At 63.6% G+C, this 24,810-nt stretch carries 22 protein-coding genes and 1 pseudogene; 10 read left to right on the forward strand and 13 right to left on the reverse strand.

What is annotated here, in order from left to right; translation table 11 throughout:
* Positions 1 to 364: 364 nt before the first annotated feature.
* From holA to ACSW29_RS28350, 11 genes are all read right to left on the reverse strand, one after another.
* Positions 365 to 1,342, reverse strand: a complete 978-nt coding sequence (gene holA / locus ACSW29_RS28300) for a DNA polymerase III subunit delta (RefSeq protein WP_230813940.1) — start codon at positions 1,340 to 1,342, stop codon at positions 365 to 367.
* On the reverse strand, positions 1,339 to 3,699 hold the full coding sequence (locus tag ACSW29_RS28305) for a ComEC/Rec2 family competence protein (RefSeq protein WP_448278885.1): 2,361 nt from the start codon (positions 3,697 to 3,699) through the stop codon (positions 1,339 to 1,341). The genes holA and ACSW29_RS28305 overlap by 4 nt, the downstream gene beginning before the upstream one ends.
* Positions 3,696 to 4,583, reverse strand: a complete 888-nt coding sequence (locus tag ACSW29_RS28310; RefSeq protein WP_347874095.1) for a ComEA family DNA-binding protein — start codon at positions 4,581 to 4,583, stop codon at positions 3,696 to 3,698. Before ACSW29_RS28310 ends, ACSW29_RS28305 begins: the two co-directional genes overlap by 4 nt.
* A gap of 81 nt (positions 4,584 to 4,664) precedes the next feature.
* Positions 4,665 to 5,519, reverse strand: coding sequence for a DegV family protein (locus tag ACSW29_RS28315; RefSeq protein WP_230814123.1), 855 nt, complete (start codon positions 5,517 to 5,519; stop codon positions 4,665 to 4,667).
* A gap of 4 nt (positions 5,520 to 5,523) precedes the next feature.
* Positions 5,524 to 6,306 carry a diglucosylglycerate octanoyltransferase gene (octT, locus tag ACSW29_RS28320; protein WP_019749052.1) on the reverse strand — a complete coding sequence of 261 codons (783 nt, stop codon included), beginning with the start codon at positions 6,304 to 6,306 and terminating at the stop codon, positions 5,524 to 5,526.
* Positions 6,293 to 6,967, reverse strand: coding sequence for a histidine phosphatase family protein (locus ACSW29_RS28325; RefSeq protein WP_269590745.1), 675 nt, complete (start codon positions 6,965 to 6,967; stop codon positions 6,293 to 6,295). The genes octT and ACSW29_RS28325 overlap by 14 nt, the downstream gene beginning before the upstream one ends.
* Entirely contained in the window at positions 6,964 to 7,410 is a 447-nt protein-coding gene (gene rsfS, locus ACSW29_RS28330) for a ribosome silencing factor (RefSeq protein ID WP_003944502.1), read from the reverse strand. Before rsfS ends, ACSW29_RS28325 begins: the two co-directional genes overlap by 4 nt.
* Positions 7,411 to 7,484: 74 nt before the next feature.
* Entirely contained in the window at positions 7,485 to 8,204 is a 720-nt protein-coding gene (gene nadD / locus ACSW29_RS28335) for a nicotinate-nucleotide adenylyltransferase (protein WP_269590744.1), read from the reverse strand.
* A gap of 18 nt (positions 8,205 to 8,222) precedes the next feature.
* The gene (locus ACSW29_RS28340) at positions 8,223 to 9,686 is read right to left on the reverse strand and encodes a vWA domain-containing protein (protein ID WP_317826187.1); all 1,464 of its coding nucleotides are present in this window, start codon (positions 9,684 to 9,686) and stop codon (positions 8,223 to 8,225) included.
* Positions 9,687 to 9,694: 8 nt separating this feature from the next.
* Positions 9,695 to 10,576, reverse strand: a complete 882-nt coding sequence (locus ACSW29_RS28345; RefSeq protein WP_230813952.1) for an AAA family ATPase — start codon at positions 10,574 to 10,576, stop codon at positions 9,695 to 9,697.
* A 39-nt stretch (positions 10,577 to 10,615) separates the two neighbouring features.
* Positions 10,616 to 11,902 carry a glutamate-5-semialdehyde dehydrogenase gene (locus ACSW29_RS28350; protein WP_448278886.1) on the reverse strand — a complete coding sequence of 429 codons (1,287 nt, stop codon included), beginning with the start codon at positions 11,900 to 11,902 and terminating at the stop codon, positions 10,616 to 10,618.
* 195 nt (positions 11,903 to 12,097) lie between these two features.
* Between ACSW29_RS28350 and ACSW29_RS28355 the strand changes: the two genes are divergently transcribed.
* From ACSW29_RS28355 to ACSW29_RS28395, 9 genes and pseudogenes are all read left to right on the forward strand, one after another.
* On the forward strand, positions 12,098 to 13,201 hold the full coding sequence (locus ACSW29_RS28355; RefSeq protein ID WP_347874097.1) for an NADH:flavin oxidoreductase/NADH oxidase: 1,104 nt from the start codon (positions 12,098 to 12,100) through the stop codon (positions 13,199 to 13,201).
* 243 nt (positions 13,202 to 13,444) lie between these two features.
* Positions 13,445 to 14,887, forward strand: a complete 1,443-nt coding sequence (locus ACSW29_RS28360; protein ID WP_317826183.1) for an MFS transporter — start codon at positions 13,445 to 13,447, stop codon at positions 14,885 to 14,887.
* Entirely contained in the window at positions 14,884 to 15,750 is an 867-nt protein-coding gene (locus ACSW29_RS28365) for a ribokinase (RefSeq protein WP_448278887.1), read from the forward strand. The genes ACSW29_RS28360 and ACSW29_RS28365 overlap by 4 nt, the downstream gene beginning before the upstream one ends.
* A gap of 169 nt (positions 15,751 to 15,919) precedes the next feature.
* Complete coding sequence (locus ACSW29_RS28370) at positions 15,920 to 16,741, forward strand: MerR family transcriptional regulator (RefSeq protein WP_230813961.1); 822 nt, start codon at positions 15,920 to 15,922, stop codon at positions 16,739 to 16,741.
* Between the two features lie 39 nt (positions 16,742 to 16,780).
* On the forward strand, positions 16,781 to 18,880 hold the full coding sequence (locus ACSW29_RS28375; RefSeq protein ID WP_317826180.1) for a RecQ family ATP-dependent DNA helicase: 2,100 nt from the start codon (positions 16,781 to 16,783) through the stop codon (positions 18,878 to 18,880).
* Between the two features lie 160 nt (positions 18,881 to 19,040).
* Positions 19,041 to 19,556: a diaminobutyrate acetyltransferase gene (gene ectA / locus ACSW29_RS28380; protein ID WP_230813965.1), complete on the forward strand. Its 516-nt coding sequence runs from the start codon at positions 19,041 to 19,043 to the stop codon at positions 19,554 to 19,556.
* Positions 19,557 to 19,604: 48 nt separating this feature from the next.
* Entirely contained in the window at positions 19,605 to 20,867 is a 1,263-nt protein-coding gene (gene ectB / locus ACSW29_RS28385; protein WP_230813966.1) for a diaminobutyrate--2-oxoglutarate transaminase, read from the forward strand.
* Between the two features lie 15 nt (positions 20,868 to 20,882).
* A complete protein-coding gene (locus tag ACSW29_RS28390) occupies positions 20,883 to 21,281 on the forward strand; it encodes an ectoine synthase (RefSeq protein WP_003944463.1) in 399 nt (132 codons plus the stop codon).
* 9 nt (positions 21,282 to 21,290) lie between these two features.
* A pseudogene (locus tag ACSW29_RS28395) lies at positions 21,291 to 22,224 on the forward strand (D-isomer specific 2-hydroxyacid dehydrogenase family protein).
* A gap of 44 nt (positions 22,225 to 22,268) precedes the next feature.
* Here ACSW29_RS28395 and ACSW29_RS28400 read toward each other — a convergent pair.
* Positions 22,269 to 22,790: a VOC family protein gene (locus ACSW29_RS28400; protein ID WP_448278888.1), complete on the reverse strand. Its 522-nt coding sequence runs from the start codon at positions 22,788 to 22,790 to the stop codon at positions 22,269 to 22,271.
* Positions 22,791 to 22,840: 50 nt separating this feature from the next.
* On the opposite strand from ACSW29_RS28400, the gene ACSW29_RS28405 reads away from it, so the two are divergent.
* The gene (locus ACSW29_RS28405) at positions 22,841 to 23,698 is read left to right on the forward strand and encodes an NAD-dependent protein deacetylase (RefSeq protein WP_378447861.1); all 858 of its coding nucleotides are present in this window, start codon (positions 22,841 to 22,843) and stop codon (positions 23,696 to 23,698) included.
* Here ACSW29_RS28405 and proB read toward each other — a convergent pair.
* Positions 23,671 to 24,774, reverse strand: a complete 1,104-nt coding sequence (gene proB, locus ACSW29_RS28410; RefSeq protein ID WP_317826176.1) for a glutamate 5-kinase — start codon at positions 24,772 to 24,774, stop codon at positions 23,671 to 23,673. The two genes, ACSW29_RS28405 and proB, sit on opposite strands and share 28 nt — an antisense overlap.
* Between the last annotated feature and the right edge of the window lie 36 nt (positions 24,775 to 24,810).

A 24,810-nucleotide genomic window follows, 5' to 3' on the forward strand; every position in this document is an offset into this window, starting at 1 on the left:
TACGGATGGTGGAGGCGCAGGCCACGTAGCGAATTCCGGATCTTCTTCGGCGTGATGTGTTCACTCGTTGCGGTTCTGGCGTTTCTCGCCGTTGGACGAGCGCTTCTCACCACCGTGAAGGTGCCGGTGGACAGCGTCGGCCAAGAAACAATTGTCTGCGGCAGTGTGGTGAATCCGGTGCCGCACGACTCACTACGAGTGACCGACATCAGAACAGGTGAACCAACGACACGGCCTCAGGCCATTCCGCACACTCAGTTGGAGCAAGCCTGCGTGAAACGCCTCGACTACCGGACGGGTGAGGCCGCGGCCGCCACTGTCATCGGACTCCTTCTGGCCGGCCGCGCAGTAGGCCACGTTGTTCTCAGTTCTTCCGCAACGCACACACTTTCCGCACTGCCATCTCCAGGGCGAAGGACGAGTCGACTGCGGCGCCCTTCACGTCGGCGTTGAGGGCGGCGACGATCTGCATCGCAGCGCCGATCGACGTGGGATCCCAGCCGCCGACCTCCTTGATCGCCTTCTTGACCTTCCACGGCGGCATCCCGAGATCCGACGCCAACCGGAACGGGTCACCGCCCCGGGCAAACGGGCCGACCTTCGCGATCGTGTGGACTGCGTCGGCGAGGGCATCCGCGAGCAGAACATGGGCAGTTCCGATCTGATCGGCCCACCGGAGTGCCTCGAGTGCACCCCGGGTATCACCGACGATGACCTTGTCGGCCACGTCGAAGCCGGAGACCTCGGCCTTGCCCGAGTAGTACTTGTGGACCGCTTCGACGTCGATCTTGCCGCCGGTATCCGCCGCCAATTGTGAGCAGGCCGATGCAAGTTCACGGAGGTTGGAGCCGACACTTTCGATCATCGCGGCGATCGCATCTGGCGCAACCCTGACGTCTGCGGTCCGGAACTCACCGCGAACGAAGTCGACAAGCTGGCTCTTGTTCAGTTTTCCGCAGCTGTGCACCGTCGCGCCAAGCTTCTCGAGCGCCGGCGCCAACGCCTTCGCGCGACCACCGCCCGAGTGCACGACGATCAGAACGACACCTTCCGCAGGCTCACGCGCAGCCTCGAGAACAAGAGCTACGGCATCCTTGCCTGCTTCTGCAGCCGATTCCAAGACGATCACACGATCTTCGGCAAAAAGAGAGGGGCTCAGCAGCTCAGCCAACTCAGGAGCATTGGTGTCGCCCGCACGCATCTTCGTCACCGGGAGATCCGAAATACCCTGGCCGCGATCACCGCGGACGGCTCTGATGAGCTGCGACACCGTGCGGTCGATGAGGAACTCGTCGTCCCCCAGAACAAGATGCAGCGGATCGACTCCAGACGGATTACTCACCCGAAGATGGTCCCACGAGGAACCGACACGATCGACACAGACCCGCCGCCCCCGCCGTACACCGCGACAGTGCCGTCGACGTCCGTCCGAACCACCGCCCCGCCCAACGAATCCAGTTCGTCGAGAACCTCAGCAATCGGGTGTCCGAAACTGTTGCCGGCGCCGACGCTGATCATCGTCAACCTCGGACGCACCGCTTCCAGAAATGCCGACGACGTGGTCCGGGAACCGTGATGGGGCAGCTTCAACACTTCCGCCTTCACGTCCGTTCCCGATCGGGGAATAGCCTCCTCCCCCGCAACTTCGGCGTCACCCGTCAACAGAATTCGACCCGCCTCCGTGTGCGCCATCACCACCAGCGACTGATCGTTGGCAGCATCCGCGGCGTCGACGGAATCGCGGGGCTCTGGAACCAACGGTCCGAGAACCTCCATGTTCACCGATCCCAATGTCAGCTCTGCACCCGCCCGCAACGAGACGACCGGAATGTCGTGAGAATCGGCAGCACTCTTGACCGATCGAAAACCCGACTCCGGCAACAACATCGAACCCACCCCTATCGCGGTGACCGAACGCCCACCCAGAACTGCTTCCAATCCTCCGATGTGATCGGCGTGAAAGTGACTGATCACGAGCAACGCGATGTCGCTGACACCCAACATGTTCAGACAACGATCCATCGAAGTGGGATCAGGACCGACATCGATGACAACTGCTCTGTCGTCGCCGGTCGCGAGCACGAGACCGTCCCCTTGACCGACGTCGCACATGACCACTACCCACCCCGGAGCAATACGACCACCCCCGAACACGTGTTGAAAGATCAGGGCCAGAACGACACCCAGCACGAGAACGCCGACCACCAGCCGCGAAATCCGATTCCACAGCGCCAGCGCTACGGCCAGTAAGACGCCCGCGATGACAAGAGCACCGATCATTCCTGCCGGTACCGCCACCGACGCTCCCGGAAGTGACGCGGTCCACTCGGACACGTACAGCAGCCACCCCATCGGAGGCCGGACGAGCGGAGCAATGAACACGGCAATCGATGGACTGATAAGCGCGCACAGGGCAATCACCGCACCGAACACCGTGATAATTCCGATCACGGGAGCTACTGCCATGTTCGCGGCAATCGTGACGACACTGAATGTTCCCGCCATGGCGCCCACCAACGGTGCAGTCACGACAAACGCGGCACTGGAGACGGCTGTCATCTCCGCGAGCCATCGAGGCCAACCTCGTCGATGGAGGACATCCACCCACACGGGGGCAATGATCACCAGTGCACCCGTGGCCGTGGTCGACAGCGCAAATCCCCAGTCGACGGCAAGCTCGGGCATCACGACAACCAGAACGATGACGGCGGCGGCAAGAGCAGGCAGCGCCTGTTTACGACGACCGACGACCAAGCTGAGCAGGGCGATCAGGCCCATCACCGACGCACGCAGAACACTCGGCGACGGCCTCGCGACGACAGCAAATGCAACGAGGGCCATCAGTGCCAAGACGGCCCCGACCCGCGGACTCAGCGCCGCTGCTCTGACCAACAGCAGAACGGCCCCGAGCAGAATGCTGATGTTGGCGCCGGATACCGCGGTGAGATGGGAAAGCCCGGCAACGGTGAAGTTGTCCTTCACCACCGGAGACAACGCCGACGTGTCTCCGACGACGAGGCCAGGCAGCAGACCTGCCTGATCCGGCGGGAGCGCAGCCGAGCACGCAGCGGCGAAACGAGTGCGCACCACGCTCGCCCATCGCTGGTACCAGGGCACGTCTCCCACCGCGACTGGAGGCCCTTCGGATGTGATCACGGCGAGCGTGGAATCGCTACGCCAAGGCCGACTCGCCCGGCCGCGAACCGTGAGGCTCTGCCCTGGAACAACTTCGAGCCACGACGAACCGGGTGCCCGGATGGTGACCAAGCCGCCACCGGAGTACCTGTGGTTATGTGAAGCCACAGAATTGACGGTTGCCCTGAAGAAGACCTGCCCTTGGCCCGCCGCGCCGGCGACCACGTGCGGATCCTCAGTGGGTTCCACTTCGACACTCACCCAGGCTCCTTCGAGGGCAGCTCGGGTCAGTGGGTGACTCTCCGCCTCGAACGCCCGCCATCCGCTGACGACACTGCATCCGGTACCGAATAGTAATGCCGCCAACATGATTCGTGACCACCCTGCAGATGTCCGGCGCACAACCACGCAGCTGAGGATTGCCGCTGGAACCGCACATGCCACTGCCAGTACCCACGCAGTGGTCGCACCGTACAAGATCCCCACCGCGCTGCTCCCCCACACTGCGACGGCCGACAGAAGCAGTCGAGCGTCAAGGACCGGCGAGGCTTCCGGTTCGTTCACACCGACACCAGCACTCGAAGCTTCGCCAACCTTGCCGGGCCGATCCCGTCGACTTCCCCCAATTGTTCTATGTCCGTGAATTTTCCGTTGGAAGTGCGCCAGGAGATGATCGCCGCAGCCGTTACCGGCCCTACCCCGGGAAGATCGTCCAGTTCGGCCTCGGTGGCGGTATTGAGGTTCACCAGCCCAGTCCCGCCGGACTCCCCCGCAGCGGCGGGGCGGGCCCCTCCTGCAGTGGTACTCGAACTCGCTGAAACACCACCGGACTGATCGGCCGCACCCACCACGATCTGATCACCATCGGCAAGCTTCTGAGCAAGGTTCAGGCCCACCGTCTCCGCGCCGTCGAGCAGGCCGCCTGCCGCGGCGAGCGCGTCGGCAATGCGCGAGCCCGGAGGTAGGTTGACAAGCCCCGGCGTGCGCACGAGTCCGACGACACTGACCACCAGAGCCTGAGGCGGCTGCTCTGGTACGACGCCGGTAGGTACGGGACCGACTGATTCACCATCGTCAGCAGCGACATTCTGCGCCGTGACATTCTGGGGCGAGGGCAACGGTGGGACCGCCTGCATACTCGGAGAATCCCACCACACGGCGAACAAGCCGATCGCCGTGGCCAGAACTGCAACGATCGCCAACACCCCGGTCGCCGATCGGCTCGGGCGCCAACGTGTTCCGCGCCAACGCTCGGGCAGCCGATCGAACCTAGAGGCGTCGGGTTGAGCTTCGCATTCGTCCGCGTCGTAGTCCTGAAGCCACTCCGGGGATCTCTCGAAAGACGCTGAATCCTCGAATTCGTCGACGTCCTCATGTCGCCGCCTGTAGTTGCCGTCCATCGCCGCGAGGCGATCACGCGCCCGCTCGCGCTCCTCGCTGATCCTCATGACTGGACGATAACGAGAGACCTCGCCACCAACGACGAACAATTTCAATCTGTGGAGAACTCCAGGGTTGTGGAGAAACGATCAGGCGCTCGCGTCGATCGTCATGTCGATGTCCGGTAGCGGACACACCACAACACCGATCGCGCCGACTCCGACGTGCGCTCCGATAACCGCACTGAAGTCGGTGACCACGGATTCCGCTACATCGGGAATGCGCTCGGCCAACTGTTCGGCTATCCCGTCCGCGCGCTCTCGTGCTCGCATGTGATGCACGGCTATCGCCACACGACCGAGACCGGCGCGTTCGACTGCCGAATCCACCAAGCGTGCAAGCGCTTTGGTGGTGGTGCGTGTTTTCTCGCCGAGCACGAGCTTGCCGTCCACCAGATGCAGGATCGGCTTCATCGCCAATGCAGTACCCAGCAACGCAGCCGCGGTTCCGATTCGTCCGCCCCGGCGCAACTGATCAAGTTTGTCGACGACGATGTAGCAGCGCCCACGGCTTGCGACGTCGACCGCCCGGCCGTACGCCTCTTCGAGTGAGGCACCCTTCTCGGCCAAGCGTGCAGCTTCGAGAGCGGGATATCCCAAACCCATTCCGGCGGACTGTGAATCGACGATCCGGACCGCGCCACCGAACTCCTGGGCAGCGACTCGTCCGGCTTCCCACGTTCCCGAGAGCTGACGTGAAATATGAATGGCGAGGACACCGTCACCGTCGCTCATCTCCAGGGCGCGTGCGTACGCTTCGGACAACTCGGCGGGCGACGCTCCGGCCGTTGTCACTCCCGACAGATCGTTCGGCATTGCGTCGACACCCTCACGCAAGTCGCAGCCGTCACGGAGCACATGGAGGGGAACCACCTGAATGCCACATGCGTCGGCCGACTCCTGCGGGATGCAGGCGGAGGAATCCGTGACGACGACGACCGGCATTCTGCTACCCGACTTCGCTCGGCGGTGATACGAGTTGCGGCGAAACCACTTTCTTCGACTCCACCCCGCGAATCGCAGCGATCATCGCGCGGGCTACGCCGACGTGACCGTCCCAACCCCAGTGGATACCGTCGGGATTGCCGTTCTCGGAAAAGACGTTGTCTCGCACTGCATCCGCGAGGTCGACCACGGGAACGTCTTTCTCCGTTGCCCACTCGGTGATCGCGGACACCGCGGCCGGCCGGCCGGCGTGCACGCTCGCGTAGGCATCGCTGCGGTGCACCGACGGCAGGGTCGCGATCATCGGCAGTTCCGGCCGCATGTACTCCAACGCGTTTCGCGAGCTTTCCAAATACTCGACGCTCAGCTTGGGAGGAAGGGCGACCGGGCGGCCCAGAGGTGCAAGCCGCGGCTGCAGCCACTGATAGCCCTCGCGCACCACGCGTCGAAGCGCCGGAGGCCGAACGTAGCGGATGGTCTCGCGGAGCGCGGTAGGCAATGGGGACGGCAGCGAGTCCATACCGCCGACCGCGAACACGACGGCGCCGGCCCGCGGCACCGCCGCCCACACACGAGGATCCTGAGTCAGTGCCCACCACGCGTCGCGGCACGTCCAGCCGATACGCGCGACCAACTCGACATCCCAGCCGAGTTCGTCGGCCACGATGTTGGGCCAGATACGTGGATGATCTGCCGCGAGGCCGCCTTTGGGGCCGAAATACGACAGCGAATCCGCGAGCACGAGGAGGACGGGGCGCTGCCCGTCGGCACTTTCAGAGGACGTCATTTGCGACACTCGCAGAAGCATTCCATACGTCGAGTCGCCACTCGATCGACTTGACGTCACCATGTCCGCTGAGTTGCACCCAACTGGTGTTTCCCAATCCGCCGAGGACGGCCCAGCGATCGATGGGCAGGTCGAGCAATGCCGCTGTCAGTGCCGCGATCAAACCTCCGTGCGCCACCAGAACCACGGGCCTCTCGGCCCAGTCCGGGTGCGTCTGGAGTAGTTCGTGAACTACGGGAAGGCTGCGATTAGCGACGTCGATTCGGCTTTCACCGCCGGGCGGCGCCAACGTGGCATCTGCCCGCCAGGCAGATCGCACACCGGGAGTGCGCTCGTCGACGTCGTGATGGGTCAGGCCCTGCCATTCGCCCAGGTGTGTCTCACGCAGACGCGTGTCGGTGAGGACCGGAAGTCCGGCGGCATCACCGACAGCGACGGCCGTGAAGTACGCCCGACGCAGATCCGAGGACACGATCGTCAACGGCTTGCGATCGGCGATCACCGGACCTGCACTCTTGGCCTGGGTACGCCCCAACTCCGACAGATCGGTGTCGAGTTGCCCCTGCATCCGAGAGTCGGCGTTGTATTCGGTCTGTCCGTGACGTAGCAGGATGAGTCGGCGGACAGGGTTCGACGCCGCACTGGGCGCCGATGAAGTCACAGCGAGGGATCCTGCGCGTCCGGCTCGGAAACCGTGTCGGTCTCGAACACCGTGTTGGCGTCGGCGGGGCCGGGACGGTTCTGTCCGAGACCTTCGACCTCGACCGTCGGGCAGTCCTTCCACAGGCGATCGAGAGCGTAGAAGTTGCGCTCCTCGTCGTGCTGGACGTGGACGACGATGTCGGCGTAGTCGAGCAGTGCCCAGCGGCCCTCGCGGGTACCTTCACGACGGACAGGCTTGTGTCCGGCTTCGCGGAGGCGATCCTCGATGTTCTCGACGATCGAGTTGACCTGACGCTCGTTGGTCGCGGACGCGATCACGAAGCAGTCCGTGATGACAAGCTGTTCGGACACATCGAGCACCACCACTTCGGTGGCCAGCTTCTCGTCGGCTGCCAGGGCCGCGATGCGTGCCATGTCGATGGCTTCGGTGTTTGCGCTCACTCGATGTTCTCCAGTTTCGTCTTCAGAAAATACATATTGTTCTCGGCAAGCGAGAACGTGTTTTTAGTTCTCGGCTAGCTCGAGTCGGTTGCGCCCGGGACTGCTTCCGACTTCCCCGGCGCGGGCTCCGACATCGTTGTAGCTCCGTCGCGGCGCTCCGCGTCGACAGGTCGATACAGGTTCCGCTTCGAGATGTACTGCACCACTCCGTCCGGCACCAGGTACCAGACGGGGCGGTCTTCACTTGCCCGACGCCGACATTCGGTCGACGAAATGGCAAGTGCCGGAATCTCTATCAACGTGACCGCGTCGGCGGGCATGGTGTCGAGGTGACCGGCCAGGTGTTCGGCATTGAGATCGAAACCCGGTCGCGATACCCCGACGAACTTCGCCAATGCGAACAACTCTTCCCAATCTTGCCAGGAAAGGATGCTGGCCAGCGCATCGGCACCGGTGATGAAGAAGAGCTCGGCGTCGGGGTGGTAGGCCCGGAGGTCTCGCAGTGTGTCCACGGTGTACGTGACTTTCTCACGATCGACGTCGACCCGAGAGACGGAAAACCGCGGGTTGGAGGCGGTGGCGATGACCGTCATGAGGTAACGGTCCTCGGCAGGACTAACGCCCTTCCCCTGCTTCTGCCAGGGCCGTCCGGTGGGGACGAAGATCACTTCGTCGAGTCCGAACCTGTCGGCGACCTCACTGGCCGCAACGAGGTGCCCATGGTGAATGGGGTCGAAAGTGCCACCCATCACTCCGAGGCGTCGAGCACGTTCCACCGATAGTCCCTTCTGCACGAGTGTCGAGCTTACGGGTCAGACCGGCAGCAGTCGGGACACGACTTCAGCGAGCTGCTGGGCCGAGCGGCACTCATGCATGCTGATGACCTCGTTGTAGACCTTTGCAGCGGAGTCGCCCGTCCCCCATTGCCCCTTCGGCTCAGGGTTGAGCCAGTGCGCGTGCTTGGCTACTGCCACCATCTGCGACAGCGACTGGAGGTTGGGGTCGCGGTAGTTGTTGCGACCGTCGCCCAGGACCAACAGCGACGTGCGACTGGTGATGCTCTGCGCGAACTTCTCCTGGAACACACCGAAAGCGTGTCCGTAGTCGGAGTGGCCGTCATAGGTGATCAGTTCGGCTTCACGCACCATCCGTGACATCGCGGACCCGAGGTCTGCGTTCGAGTCGAAGAACCGCGTGACCTCGTCGGTCGTGTCGATGAACGCGAACACCCGCACGCGCGAGAACTGCTCGCGCAACGCGTTGACGAGCAGCAGGGTGAAATGGCTGAACCCTGCCACCGAGCCGGATACGTCGCACATCACCACAAGTTCGGGCCGCGCTCGCTTCGGCTTGCGCTGCACCAGATCGATAGGCACTCCACCCGTCGACATGGACTTGCGCAAGGTGCGACGCAGGTCGATCGAACCCGCGCGGGAGCGGCTACGACGCACAGCGAGACGGCTGGCCAGCAGACGAGCCAGGGGGGCGACGTTCTTCTTCAGCGTGGTGAGTTCGGCGTCGGAGGCCCGCAGGAAGTCGACTTCCTCGGCGAGTTTCGGAACGCCGTACGTGGCGACCCGTTCCTTGCCCAGATTCTCAGCGGTGCGTCGACGCGTTTCCTTCTCGACCATCTTGCGGAAGTCCGCGATGCGCTGCGCTGCCGTGCGCTTGGCGACCTCGGATTGATAGTCGGAGTTGTCCTTGCCTTCGGACCCGGAACCCTCTTGATTGCCGAGAAGACCCTGCAGGATCTTGTTGAGCAAAGTCTCCGGCGCGACGTCGCGCAGTGCCTGGTAAGCGGAGAACGACGGGCCGTTGCTCGACTGGTACTGCCCGAGTTCCTCGACCATTGCCGCGGTGAGAAGTTCGGTCAACTCCATCGCCTCGTCGCTGCCGTCTGTCAGCAATTCGGCGATCAGCTCACGCAAGGCCTGCAGATCGATCGAACCGTCGGGCTTACGCGGCAGTGACACGTCGACGTCTCCGACCGCCCGGTCACCGATCGCTTTGGGGAACCACAGATCGAAGACGGCATCGAACGTGGCCCGGTGGGTCGGCCTCCGCAGGAGCGAGCACGCCAGCCCTTCACGAAGAGCCTCACGATCGAGCAGATCGAGAACCGACATGACCTGACCGGCGTCGACGGTCTCGGACGGTCCGACCATGATTCCGCGTCGTCGCAGCGCCTCGACAAAATCGACGAGGTGACCGGGAATCCCGTGCGGCGCTGCCAGGCCGCCAGGCGAAAGCGGCGACGTCGATCCTGCGGGAGCCATGTCAGACCTCAGTTCAGCCGAAGTTCAGCGGCGGCACGCACCTGGTCCGACTGGTGCTTGAGTATCACGCCGAGCGTGGCGCGAACGGCATCGTCGTCGAGAGTGTCCATGCCCAGAGCCAGGAGTGTGCGGCCCCAGTCGATGGTCTCCGACACCGAAGGGACCTTCTTGAGCTGCATTCCGCGAAGAACACGAATGGTGTTGACCAGCTGCTCGGCAATCGCTTCGGGCAGTTCCGGCACCCGACTGGCGAGGATGCGGCGCTCGAGGTCGGCGTCCGGGAAGTCGAGATGCAGGAAGAGGCAACGACGCTTGAGTGCCTCGGAGAGTTCGCGAGTGGCATTCGAGGTCAACACAGTGAAGGGCTTGCGGGTGGCGGTGATGGTTCCGAGCTCGGGGATGGTGACCGCGAAGTCGCTGAGGACTTCGAGGAGCAGTCCCTCGATCTCGACGTCTGCCTTGTCCGTCTCGTCGATCAACAGCACCGTCGGGTCCTCGCGGCGAATGGCCTTGAGTAGTGGACGTGCGAGCAGGAACTCCTCCGAGAACACATCCGCCTTCGTCGAATCCCAGCTGTGGTCGGAGCCGGACTGGATGCGCAGGATCTGCTTCGCGTGGTTCCACTCGTACAGCGCACGAGCCTCGTCGACACCCTCGTAGCACTGCAAACGCACCAGTTCGGCACCCGTGGTCTGCGCGACCGCGCGGGCGAGTTCTGTCTTTCCGACACCGGCCGGGCCCTCGATGAGCAGCGGCTTGCCCAGGCGGTCGGCCAGGAACACCGAGGTGGCCGTGGCCTTGTCGGACAGGTAGCCGGTTTCGGCCAGACGTTCGATCACGTCGTCGACGGTCGAGAAGAACGGCGTCGTGTCGGGAAGTGCTCGGTCCACGGTTAACTCCTTGAGAGGTGGGGCAAGTCTGGTGAAAGATCAGGCGGGTCGGGTGTGCCCGTCGCCCCAGACGATCCACTTCGTGGACGTCAGTTCCGGCAGCCCCATGGGGCCGCGCGCGTGCAGTTTCTGGGTGGAGATGCCGATCTCGGCGCCGAATCCGAACTGTTCACCGTCGGTGAATGCAGTCGACGCGTTGACCATCACTGCCGCGGCGTCGACGCGAGCGGTGAACTCGCGGGCAGCCGAGAGATCGGACGTCACGATGGCTTCGGTGTGGCCCGTTCCGTACTGGTCGATGTGCTCGACGGCAGCGTCCAAGTCCTTGACGACCTTGAGAGCGACGTCGAGGGTGAGGTATTCCTTCGACCAGTCGTCCTCGGTGGCGGGGACCAGTCCCGGCAGATCACCGTGCACTACAACGTCGTGCATCTGGAGCGCTTCAAGCAGCTTCGGCACGGCGGTCTCGGCGATCGCAGCGTCGACCAGCACGGTTTCGGCTGTATTGCAGACACTGGGCCGACGGGTCTTGGAGTTGAGAAGAATCTTCTCGGCCATCAGGAGATCGGCGGCCGAGTGAACGTAGACGTGGCAGTTGCCGACACCGGTCTCGATGGTGGGCACGGTGGCATCACGCACGACTGCGCTGATCAAGCCGGCGCCGCCGCGCGGGATGACCACATCGACGAGGCCGCGGGCCTGGATGAGGTGTGTGACCGTCGACCGATCCGCACTCGGCAGAAGTTGAACGGAGTCCTCGGGGAGGCCCTGAGCAACCAACGACGCGCGCAGCGCCTCCACCAACGATTCGTTGGACTTGACTGCCGAGGACGAACCACGAAGCAGCGCAGCATTTCCCGACTTGAGAGTCAGCCCGAAAGCGTCGACGGTAACATTGGGGCGAGCCTCGTAGACCATGCCGACGACACCGAGCGGAACGCGCTGCTGGCGTAGTTCCAAGCCGTTCGGCAGAGTGGATCCACGAAGCACCTCACCGATCGGATCGGGTAGCCCGGCAACCTGACGCAAACCCGACGCGATGCCCTCGATCCGGTCAGCGGTCAGCCGAAGACGGTCGAGCAGTGATTCCTCGGTGCCGCCGGCCTTCGCGGCGTCGATATCGAGAGCGTTGGCCGCGAGAATCCGATCACTGGCCGCGAGTACCGCGTCGGCTGCGCTGTGGAGCGCAGCGTCCTTCTGCGCGGTGGTCAGCAGAGCCAGGACGCGCGAGGCCTTACGGGCTCGGCGGGCGGCGTCGTGCACGACGGCCTTGGTGTCGGACGCATTCGAGTCGACGGTTTCTGCGGTGGATGTCACAGCGGTCATGAATACACATTAACCACCCACCGTGGCGGCCTGCTCGGCGGAACAAGGCTGTGACCACCCGAGAACAATTCGGCGGACCGCCCGAGAACAATTCGGCGGACCGCCCGAGAACAATTCGGCGGACCGCCGGGGAACAATTCCGGCGCGAGGCACTGTTGCACCCTCCGACCTTCTTCTTCGAGTCAGGAGCCATCCGTGAGTGTGTTGTTCGAGCCATTGACCCTGCGCGGCGTCACCATCCCGAACCGCGTCTGGATGGCACCGATGTGCCAGTACTCGGCTGACGTCATCGGCGACCAGGTCGGAGTGCCCAACGAGTGGCATCGCACGCACTTGGTGAGCCGCGCGATCGGCGGCACCGGCCTGATTCTCACCGAGGCGACGGCCGTCAGTCCCGAAGGCCGGATATCGGCAGCTGATCTGGGAATTTGGAACGACACGCAGGCGCAAGCCTTCGCCGAGATCAACGCACAACTCGCGTACTTCGGCGCAGTGCCTGGGATCCAGCTGGCACACGCCGGACGCAAAGCGTCGACGCAGGTTCCGTGGCGCGGAGGCAAGAGCCTGCCAGCCGATGACCGTCTGTCCTGGCAGACAGTGGCTCCCAGCGCGGTTCCGTTCGGCCATCTCGCCGATCCGGTCGAGCTCACCACCGAGGGCATCGAAAAGGTCGTCGCGAACTTCGCAGCGGCGGCAACCCGCGCACTGAAGGCCGAATTCAAGGTCGTGGAAATTCACGCGGCTCACGGATACCTGATCCATCAGTTCCTCTCCCCCGAGAGCAACAAGCGAACTGACCGCTACGGCGGAAGCTTCGAGAACCGCATTCGGTTGCTCCTGGAAATCCTGAGTGCCGTCCGCGAGGTGTGGCCGGCCGAGTTGCCGCTCTTCGTCCGGGTCTCGGCGACGGATTGGCTGACGGAAGAGCGCGGACTGGAAGTCGACAGCTGGACCGCCGATCAGACCGTTGCCCTCGCCAACATCCTCTCCGACTACGGAGTCGACCTCGTCGACGTCTCCACCGGCGGTAATTCACCGGCGGCGCAGATTCCGGTGGAACCGGGATACCAGGTTCCGTTCGCCCGTCGGCTACAGAACGAGACCCTGCTACCGGCCGCCGCCGTCGGCCTCATCACCGAACCCGAACAGGCCGAGAAGATCGTCGAGGACGGAAGCGCAGTGGCGGTGCTCCTCGGCCGCGAGCTGCTGCGTGATCCCTACTGGGCGCGCCGGGCGGCCCGGGAACTGAACGCCGAGGTAGGACCACATATCCCGTCGCAGTACGCCCGCGCCTTCTAGCCCGAAAATCGGCGCCCGCGCACAACTTTGATAGCGTAAGCGTCTTACTTGCCGGTAGTCCGGAGCCCTGTGGGCTCCGGACACTGCCGCGGGCCAGAGCCGTGCGACGGGGGTCGCAACGAGCCACAGGGCACGCGGACGCTCGATTTCCCGACCGGCTCATCGGCGAGTGGGCAACGAAAAGATGCGTGCATCAGGTACGTGCCCCGCTCGGTTCGATGATTGCGCTGGGGAGCGCATGTCATGACTACACCAGAGAACTCGATCAGCGCTCTCGAAGTGGCCGAATCACCCGATGTCTGCGTCACCGACAATGCGTCCGTCAAGCGCGCTGTGAAGGCGACGATGCTCGGAAATGCCATGGAGTGGTTCGATTTCGGCGTTTACGCATATCTAGCTACCACTATCGGAAAAGTGTTCTTCCCGGACGCGAGCGGCAGCGCTCAACTCCTCTCCACCTTTGCAATTTTTGCGGCAGCCTTCATCGTCCGCCCACTCGGCGGATTGTTCTTCGGTCCGCTCGGTGACCGCATCGGACGCAAGAAAGTCCTGGCCACCACCATCATTCTGATGGCGGGCAGTACCTTCGCCATCGGCCTCATCCCGAGCTACGAATCCATCGGTATCGCCGCCCCGATCCTGCTGGTACTCCTACGCCTACTGCAGGGCTTTTCCACCGGCGGTGAATACGGCGGGGCCAGTACGTTCGTCGCCGAATACGCGCCGGACAAGCGGCGCGGCTTCTTCGCGAGCTTCCTCGAATTCGGCACCCTGGCAGGATATGTGGCGGCAGCGGGCATCGTTACGATCATCCAGACCGTCGTCAGCGCCGAGGACCTCCTCCAGTGGGGCTGGCGCATCCCCTTCCTCATTGCCGGACCGCTGGGTCTCATCGGCCTGTATCTCCGTCTGCGCTTGGAAGAAACCCCCGCGTTCCAGATGATGGAGCAGGCCGAAGAGCGCTCCCTCGCAGACGAATCCACCGGCAAGAAACTGCGCGAGACTCTCGTCGACAACTGGCGACCGCTCGTCCTGTGCATCGTTCTCGTGGCCACGTACAACATCGCTCACTACGGCCTGCTCAGCTACATGCCGACGTACCTGACAAACACGTTGGGCTACGACGAATCCCACGGACTCATCCTGATGATCATCGTCATGATCGTGATGATGATGGGAATCAGCTACGTCGGAAAGTTCTCGGACCGAGTCGGGCGTAAACCATTGCTGCTCAGCGGCTTCATCGGATTCTTCGTCCTTTCCCTGCCCGCATACCTGCTGATCGGCGTCGGCAATTACGTGACAGTCTTCCTGGGACTCGCAATTCTCGGCGGATTGCTCCTGCTGTTCGTCGGAGTGTTCCCGTCGGTGCTGCCCGCACTGTTCCCGACCGGAATCAGGTACGGCGGCTTGGCAATCGGATACAACCTCGCGGTCTCCATCTTCGGCGGAACCACTCCCCTGGTGCTGACTGCCCTCGAAAGTGCAACGGGCAGCAACCTGGTCGCGCCGATGTACATGATGATCGCCGCAGTGATCGGCGGTATCGCGGTACTGCTCATCCCCGAGACGGCCCGCAAGCCACTCGACGGTTCGCCGCCCTCCGTCGCCACCGACGAGGAAGCACGTCGGATCATCCGCAAGGTTCGTCGAAAGAGAATGAAGGCCGATAGCCTCGAGGTATGAGTACGCCTCGAATCGTCGTCGTCGGCAGTATCAACATGGACCTGACCACCTCAGTAGCCAGATTTCCCGCTCCGGGAGAAACGCTGCTCGGCACTGCCTTTGCCACCACGGCGGGAGGCAAAGGCAGTAATCAGGCCATCGCCGCCGCGAAGGCAGGAGGCGACGTGTCGTTCATCGGAGCGGTCGGCGACGACGGTTTCGGCACCCAGTTGCGAGACACGCTAGAAGGCGCCGGCGTCGACACCGCATTGCTACGTAGTGTCGACGGCCCGAGTGGCGTTGCCGCCATCACCGTGAGCGAGGACGCGGAGAACAACATCATCGTCGTCTCAGGCGCCAATTCCTCGGTCACCTCGTTGTGCGATGCAGACCTCGACGCGATCGCACACGCCGACGTTCTCCTGTGCCAACTCGAAATACCCCTCGACACGGTCACCGCAGCGGCCCAGCACGCGCGTGCCAACGGAACAACCGTCATCCTCAATCCTTCGCCGGTACAAGACCTTCCGGGCGCCCTGATCGAGTCTGTCGACATCCTGATCGTCAACCAGACGGAGTCGGAGCAGTTGGCCGCGGTCACCGGTCACGTCCGATACCTCGTCACGACGCTCGGGGCAGGCGGCGCGGATCTCAGGTCGGGCGAGAAGACAATTCACGCCGACTCCCCGGCCGTGACCCCCGTGGACACCACCGGCGCAGGCGATGCCTTCACCGGGGCCTTCGCCGTGGAGTGGGCGCAGGACCAGGAACGCGCCCTGCAGTTCGGTGCCACGGCGGGAAGCCTGGCGACGACGGTTCGCGGCGCTTCTGTGTCGTCACCCATTCGCGCTGCGATCGAGAAAGTGCTGAGGCGTCAGGCTTGACTCTGACACGGAAAGCTCGGCTTGACCTTGACACGGAAAGCTCGGCTTGACCTTGACACGGAAAGCTCGGCTTGACCTTGACACGGAAAGCTCGGCTTGACCCTGACACCGTGTGAGGTCGTAAACCTGTAGGTGTCGGGTTCGTGAGGGAGAAACGGGGCGAGCAACCATGTTGAGCATCGGAGACTTCGCGAGAGCAGGTCGTGTGTCGGTGCGCATGCTCCGCCACTACGACGCCATCGGCCTGCTCACACCCGCGAGGGTCGACGCATCCACCGGCTATCGCTCGTACACCGCGGGCCAGTTGGCGCTGCTCAACCGCATCGTCGCGCTCAAGGAGTTGGGCCTGACCTTGGCCCAGGTCCAGCAGGTGGTGGAGTCGGCGGTCACCGTCGACGAGATCCGCGGGATGCTCACGCTTCGCCGAGCAGAGCTCGAAACCCGAATCCAGGAAGACACCGCGCGACTGGCGCATGTACAGGCGCGCCTCCGCATCATCGAAAGTGAGGGACAGATGTCCGCATACGAGGTTGTGATCAAGTCCGTTCCGGCGCTGCGGGTCGCGGAGTTGACCGGTACCGCCAAGACGATGGATCCGTCGTCGATCGGTCCGGTGGTTCGCGGGCTGTACGAGCGGCTTTGTACCGGCTTGGATCGCGCCGGCGTCGTCCCGATCGGACCCGCTGTCGCGTACTACGAGGATGCCGGTGACGACGAGAACGTCGTCGTCCATGCGGCACTACCGGTCAACGCGGATCCTGAGGGCGACTACGAGTTCGCTGTGGTGGACCTGCGGGCCGAAGAGCAAGTGGCCTCGCTGCTGCACAAGGGTTCGATGGACAACTGCCTGCCCGCTTATCAGGCGTTGGCTCAATGGATCGACGCAGCGGGATACCGCAATGCCGGCCCCAGCCGTGAGGTGACGCTGGCGTGCCCGGAGGATGTCGACGGCTGGGTCACCGAGCTGCAGGAACCTGTTGCCAAGGCCTGAAGCCCGCACGTGTCGGCAGGGTCGTGCACCATGGGGTCCATGACCACCGCCACTGCCCCAGCCATGCGCGACGAAGCCGAGCGGCTGCTCCGCGAACTCGCGGGGCCGGATGCCCGCCTACGCGAGGACCAGTGGACGGCCATCGAGGCGCTGGTGGTGCAGCGCAAACGCGCGCTCGTCGTACAGCGGACCGGCTGGGGCAAGTCGGCGGTCTACTTCATCTCGGCGAAGCTGCTCCGGGCAACAGGCCACGGCCCCACGGTCATCGTCTCTCCGTTGTTGGCCCTGATGCGAAACCAGGTCAGTTCTGCCGAGCGTGCCGGGGTGCGAGCCGCGACCATCAACTCGGGCAACGTCACCGAGTGGGACGACATCCACGCCCGCGTTGCAGCCAACGATCTCGACGTACTGCTGGTCAGCCCCGAGCGCCTCAACAACCCCGACTTCCGCGATCAGGTGCTTCCGTCCCTGGCAGCTGATGCCGGCTTGGTAGTGGTCGACGAGGCCCACTGTGTTTCCGACTGGGGACACGACTTCCGTCCCGACTATCGGCGCATCAGAACATTGATCGCCGAACTCGGCGAGGGCATTCCCGTCCTCGCGACCACGGCTACGGCCAACAACCGAGTCGTCGAGGACGTGTCCGCCCAACTCGGCGTCGGCGGCGAGGAAACGCTCGTGCTTCGCGGCGGGCTCGAACGCGAGTCGCTTCACCTTTCCGTGGTTCACATTCCCGAGGCGACGGCGCGCGCTGCCTGGCTCGCCGACATGCTCGAGACGCTGCCGGGATCGGGCATCATCTACACACTGACGGTCTCGGCCGCACGAGACCTCGCAAGCCTGCTCTCCGAACGCGGGCATACCGTCGCTGCCTACACGGGCCAGACCGATCCCACCGAACGTGAATCCCTCGAGCAGGACTTGTTGGGCAATCGTGTCAAGGCCCTGGTGGCCACCTCGGCCCTCGGGATGGGCTTCGACAAGCCTGATCTCGGGTTCGTCGTCCACCTCGGCGCACCGTCGTCGCCGATCTCGTACTACCAGCAGGTGGGCCGCGCCGGTCGTTCCACCGACAGGGCCGACGTGATCCTGCTGCCGGGCGCCGAGGACAAGCAGATCTGGAGCTACTTCGCCTCGGTCGCCTTCCCCCGCGAGCATCTCGTCCGCAGCGTCATCGAGCACCTCGACACCGAAAAGGCCACGTCGACACCGGCACTCGAACCTCTGGTGGAGCTCAATCGAACGCGTCTCGAGATGGTCCTCAAAGTCCTCGACGTCGACGGCGCGGTCAAACGTGTCAAGGGCGGCTGGATCAGCACCGGCGAACCTTGGGTGTACGACGCCGAGCGCTACGGCCGACTCGACGACGCTCGCCAGGCCGAGCAGGCCGCAATGGTCAAGTACCAGAGCATCACGACGTGTCGAATGACCTTCCTGCGTGAACAACTCGACGATCCGGGCCTGACCTCGGAGAACTCACAGTGCGGTCGCTGCGACAACTGCACCGGCGATCGCTACGACACCACTGTCGACACAGCCGCCCTCGACGAGACTCGGGCGCGCTTGCAGCGCCCCGGATTCGACCTGGAGCCGCGCAAGATGTGGCCGACCGGCCTGAGCAAGCTGGGCGTCAAGCTGTCCGGGAAGATCACCGAGGGACCGGAAACCGGACGCATTCTCGGACGGATGTCGGACCTGGGCTGGGGCCAACGTCTCCGCGCGCTTTTCGACGGTCCCGACGCCGAGGTACCCGATGCGGTGGTCAGCGCGTGTATCAGCGTTCTGGCGGCCTGGAATTGGGCCGAGCGCCCCACCGGTGTCATGGCACTCGAATCCACGACGCATCCGTTGCTGGTGTCGAGCCTGGCTGCCAAGCTGGCCGAGGTCGGGCGATTGACCGACCTGGGCACCCTTCGCTTGCGACCCGACCACCCTCCGGTGTCGGCAGCGAACTCCGCCTATCGCGTGTCCGGACTGGTCGATGTTTGGGAAGTCCCGGACATGAGTATCCACCAGGGACCAATACTTCTTGTCGATGCAATCGCCGATACCGGTTGGACTTTCACGATGGCCGCACGCGCACTTCGACAGGCTGGTGCTCACTCTGTACTTCCGTTGGCGCTCGCGAGCCCGAAATAGCGAGTTTTTGCCCGAAATAGTCGCTCCGACAACGGCAAAAGTTACATAATGTGAGCACCATCACATTCATGTCCTCACCTGGGGCGCAACGGGTTCCCCACGGCCCGAAACGGACATCTGCATGACTTCGACAGCAATGATTGTTACGTTCAGATGACCGATGAAGCCTGTTGATACGAGAGCTATCCCGACCACCGCGCCGGACGCGGTGTTGTTCAGAAGCCCACAGATCGATGACGGAGTCCGGCTCTGGGAGATCGCACGTGATTCGAAGGTACTCGACCTCAATTCGAGTTATGCATACCTGTTGTGGTGCAGGGATTTCAGCGCGACGTCCATCGTCGCAGAGGTAGACGGCCGCGTAGTCGGATTCGTTTCCGGTTATACCCGTCCCAGCGCGCAGGAAACCCTGTTCGTGTGGCAAGTTGCGGTCGACGAAGACCAGCGCGGCAAGGCAATTGCTGCCCGCATGCTGTCCGACTTGATGGATCGCACTGCCCCGCTGGGTGTTACACACCTGGAGACGACGATCAGCCCCGACAACGAGGCTTCGATCGCACTCTTCACTGCGCTCGCACGTCGACGCGAAGTACCGATAACCAGGCAGACCTTGTTCTCGCCCAACGATTTTCCCGATGGACACGAAGCCGAAAATCTTTACACGATCGGCGCCTAGCGCACTTCGCGCTCGGCATACAGCATGCCCCGGAGGAACAAAGAAGATATGAATATCAACGAAGCAAGCATTTTCGAAACCCTCGAGTCCGAGGTTCGCAGCTACTGCCGTGACTGGCCCGCAGTGTTCACCAGCGCATCCGGATCCTGGATTCGTGACGAGAACGGACGCGACTACCTCGATTTCTTCGCCGGCGCCGGCGCACTCAACTACGGCCACAACAACCCGGTGCTCAAATCGGCACTGGTCGACTACATCATGAACGACGGCATCACGCACGGCCTCGACATGTCCACCGTCGCCAAACGCGAGTTCCTCGAGACCTTTCAGCGCAACATCCTCGAGCCGCGCGGCCTGGACTACAAGGTCCAGTTCCCCGGCCCGACCGGCTCGAACACCGTCGAGGCTGCACTGAAGCTGGCCCGCAAGGTCACCGGACGTTCGGCAGTCATCAACTTCACCAACGCATTTCACGGAATGACACTTGGTGCACTCTCGGTGACCGGCAACTCGATGAAGCGCGCGGGCGCCGGTGTCCCCCTCGTGCACACGACACCGATGCCCTTCGACAACTACTTCGACGGCGTCACCGAGGACTTCCAGTGGTTCTCCCGCGTTCTCGATGATTCCGGCAGTGGAATCAACCGCCCCGCGGCAGTGATCGTCGAAACCGTGCAGGGTGAAGGTGGCGTCAATGTCGCTCGCCCCGAATGGCTTCGGGCGCTGGCAACACTGTGCTCGGATCGCGGAATCCTGCTGATCGTCGACGACGTCCAGATGGGTTGCGGCCGCACCGGCCCGTTCTTCTCCTTCGAAGAGGCCGGAATCGTTCCCGACATCGTCACATTGTCCAAGTCGATCAGCGGCTACGGAATGCCCATGGCGCTCACGCTGTTCAAGCGTGAACTCGACGTCTGGGGACCGGGCGAGCACAACGGCACCTTCCGTGGCAACAACCCGGCGTTCGTCACCTCCAAGGTGGCACTCGACCACTACTGGTCCGACGACGCACTGACCAAGACAACGCTGAAGAAGGGCGCACGCATCAGCGAATGCTTCGCCAATCTCTCCGATCAGTTCCCCGGCGAGGTCTCTCACCGCGGACGCGGCCTGGTCCAGGGCCTGGTCTTCGACCAGCCGGAGCGCGCCGGAAAGGTCTGCCAGCTGGCATTCGACGAGGGACTGCTCGCCGAGACCTCCGGACCCTCCGACCAGGTTGTGAAACTGCTTCCGGCACTGACGATTACCGACGAAGAGCTCGAGCACGGCCTCTCCATCCTGGCCGAGGCGACACTCAAGGTCTGCAGCTAGAGGAAGGACTGTCCCATGATCGTTCGCACCACCACCGAGATCACCGACACCGACCGCGACATCACGAGTGAGGACGGCAACTGGCGCAGCAAGCGCATCGTCCTCGGCGGCGACCGCGTCGGGTTCTCGTTCCACGAGACCACCATCAAGGCGGGTTCGGTCAACGAGTTCCATTACGCCAACCACGTCGAGGCCGTCTGGCTCGTCGAGGGCACCGGCAAGCTGATCGACCTCGACAACAACAAGGAATACGACCTCGCACCGGGGTCGATGTACCTGCTCAACGGCCACGAGCGTCATCGGGTCGAGCCCGACACGCAGATGCGCATGCTGTGCGTCTTCAATCCGCCGGTCACCGGGCGCGAGGTACACGACGAGAACGGTGTCTACCCACTGGTGGAGGTCCCCGCGTAGCGTCTAGTCATGGCGACTGACACCTCTCCACGCGTAGCGATCGGCCCCGTCCCCGATGCACTGCTCGACAGCGCGGTGCTTCGGGGCGGTGGTCTGATCAGTCCGATCGACACTGCCGACGCCCTGATCTGGGCGGGCTCACCCGAAACATTTCCGTCTGAGTTACCGGCGTCGGTCAGGTGGGTGCAGCTGCCGTCGGCGGGAATCGAGGATTGGTTCGACTCCGGTGTGATTCCGAAGGACACGGATATCACGTGGACCTCGGCGGCCGGCGCGTTTTCGGCTTCGGTGGCCGAGCACGCGCTCATGCTGCTGTTGGCCGGAGTTCGTCACCTGCCCGCGCACATCGAAGCTCGAACGTGGCGTCAGTTCGAGTTCTTTCCCAAGATCGGCACCCTTCGTGGTTCGACGGTTGCGATCATCGGCGCAGGCGGTATCGGCCGCGCGCTGATTCCGATGCTGGCCGCGCAGGGGGGCGGACAGCATCGCAGTCAATCGTTCCGGTAGCCCGGTTCCCGGGGCGATCTCCACGTACCCCGCATCCAGGATGGATGAAATCTATTCTCGCGCAGATCACTTCGTGATTGCCGCCCCGGCCACCCCGGCCACCCGTCACCTCGTGGGCCGTGCGCAGTTGGCGGCGATGCAACCCCATTCCTGGGTGATCAATGTCGCGCGCGGATCACTGGTCGACACCGACGCGCTGGTCGAGGCAATCGAGTCGGAACAGATCGGCGGCGCCGGTCTCGACGTCACCGATCCCGAACCCCTCCCGGACGGTCACCCTCTGTGGGATCTGACGAATGCGATCATCACACCCCACGATTCCAATCCGCCAGGCGTTCGCCCCGCCGCGTTCGCGGATCACGTCTCCAAGAACGTGACCCGCTTCGCGAAGGGTGAGGCGCTGGCTGCCCTCGTGGACCCCGTCGCCGGATACTGAGCACGCCGCCGAAGCCTGAATGATCCGCCGAAAGCTGCCGAAAGTTACTGTGGCGACTCCGTATCCGGGAAGAAGAGCGCCCGCGCCCGGCGAGCGACTTCCTCGGCAGGTACATCCTCGACCTTCGTGCATACTGCCCACCTGTGGCCGAAAGGATCGAGAAACACCCCATGCCGGTCGCCCGAGAATGTATCGGCCACGGCCGTGACCAGCGTGCCTCCCTCGGCGACGGCCCGAGCGACAAACTCGTCCGTGTCCTCGGTGTAGACGACGATCGACGAATGCACCCAGCCGTCCTGCGGTGATTTGAGACCGAAGTCCGGCATCTCCTGCGAGAGTTGCAGCATCGAATCGCCGATCCGGATCTCCGCATGCATGAGGGTGCCGTCAGGTGCGTTCATCGCATCGACTATCTCGGCTCCAAGTGCTCGTTTGTAGTAGTCGAGTGCGGCATGACCGTCCGGAACCGCAAGGTAGGGAGTGATCGTGCGGTAACCAGCAGGGATTGGGTTCACTGTGTTCATGTCTACGAGTGTTGACGATCGCACACGTGTTCTATTGAACATTTCGGACTTCCTCCGCGCCTCCGTCTCGCACACGCGCCTATCCTGGAACGGTGCCTACCGACAACAGCCGCCTCGACGCCCTTCCCGAGCTCCTGGCCGGCCGTCGCCTGGCAGTTCTGACGGGTGCAGGCATCTCCACCGACTCCGGAATCCCGGACTACCGTGGCCCCGATTCACCCCCGCGCAATCCGATGACGTTCCAGCAGTTCATCGGGGATCCGGCGTTTCGACGGCACTACTGGGCGCGGAACCACATCGGCTGGCGATACATGGACAGCTCTCGACCCAACCAGGGCCACCGAGCCGTCGCGGCACTCGAGCGAACAGGGCGAGCCGTCGGAGTAATCACCCAGAACGTCGACCTCCTGCACACCAAGGCCGGCGCGCGAAACGTCATCGACCTCCACGGCACCTACGCGCAGGTTCGATGCCTGAGCTGCCAGCGGCTGATCTCCCGCACCACTCTCGCGGAGAGACTGGAAGAAGCCAACCCAGGATTCGCCGAAACAGTCGCTGCTGCAACGGGAGTCGAGATCGCGCCCGATGCAGATGCCGTGATCGAATCCACCGCACACTTTCGCGTCGTGGATTGCGCCGTGTGCGGTGGGCTACTCAAGCCGGACATCGTCTACTTCGGTGAATCCGTCCCCAAGGAACGTGTGGCCCGTGCATACAGCCTCGTCGACCAAGCCGACGCACTGTTGGTAGCAGGGTCGTCGTTGACGGTGATGTCCGGCCTACGTTTCGTCCGGCATGCCGCCAAAACCGGGAAGCCGATCGCCATCGTCAATCGTGGCACGACTCGCGGCGACGAATTCGCCGACCTCAAGCTCGAAGTCGGTTGTGCTGAAGCACTTTCCGCCCTGGTCGAGCACGACAGTTACAGCGCCACCAAGTCGTCCGCGTGAACCACGGGACGCTGCATGTCGGCCGGTAGATCGGTGGTGGAGCGCCCCAGGATCTCCTCGATCTCCGTAGCGTCGAATGCGACGACACCCCGGGCGACGGGCTTCTCCCCCGGCCCCATCAGGGACACTACGTCGCCGGCGTGGAAGTCACCGGATACACCGACAATGCCCGCAGACAGCAGGCTTCGACGCTTGGACACGACCGCGCGAACGGCGCCGTCGTCGAGGTGGAGGTCGCCCTGTGTGTCGGCGGCGTGACGGACCCAGAATCGGCGAGCCGACAATCGCGTCGGCCGCGGCGCAAAAGCGGTTCCGACATCGGCACCACTGAGTGCTTGCGCGGCGTCCGAGGCTGCGGCCAGCAGAACCGGCACTCCGGAATCAGCGGCCAGGCGTGCTGCTGAGAGCTTTGACGCCATGCCTCCGGTACCGAGAGCGCCACCCGAACCGGCAACCACACCGTCGAGATCCTCGGGACTGTTGACCTCGGGAATCAGTGTGGCATCGCCCTTTCGGGGATCGCCGTCGTAGAGACCGTCGACATCCGACAACAGGATCAACGCGTCGGCACCGACCAGATGCGCAACCAGAGCAGCCAGCCGATCGTTGTCACCGAACCGAAGTTCGGTGGTGGCGACAGTGTCGTTCTCGTTCACGATTGCCACCGCGTGCAACGCCCGCAGACGATCGAGCGTCCGTTGAGCGTTCCGGTGCTGCGTCCGTCGAGCGATGTCATCCGCAGTGAGAAGGACCTGCCCGACGGTGCGCCCGTAACGGGCGAACGACGTACCCCAGGCGTGAGCCAGCGCCAACTGTCCGACGCTGGCCGCGGCCTGCTTGGTCGCGAGATCCCGCGGTCGCTTAGTCAGTCCCAGCGGTGCCAATCCAGCTCCGACGGCACCGGACGAGACGACGACAACATCGGAACCCGCACGCATGCGGGCCTCGATGGCATCGGCCAACAGATCGAGTCGGTGAGTATCGAGTCCCGCGACCAGACTGGTGAGCGCAGACGACCCGATCTTCACGACGATACTGTGAGCCGACGCTATCGACTCCCTGGTGGACCCGAGCACAGTCCCGTTCCCTCTCTTCGGTTTTCGTCCTGAAAT

The sequence above is a fragment of the Rhodococcus sp. GB-02 genome, assembly GCF_053470465.1.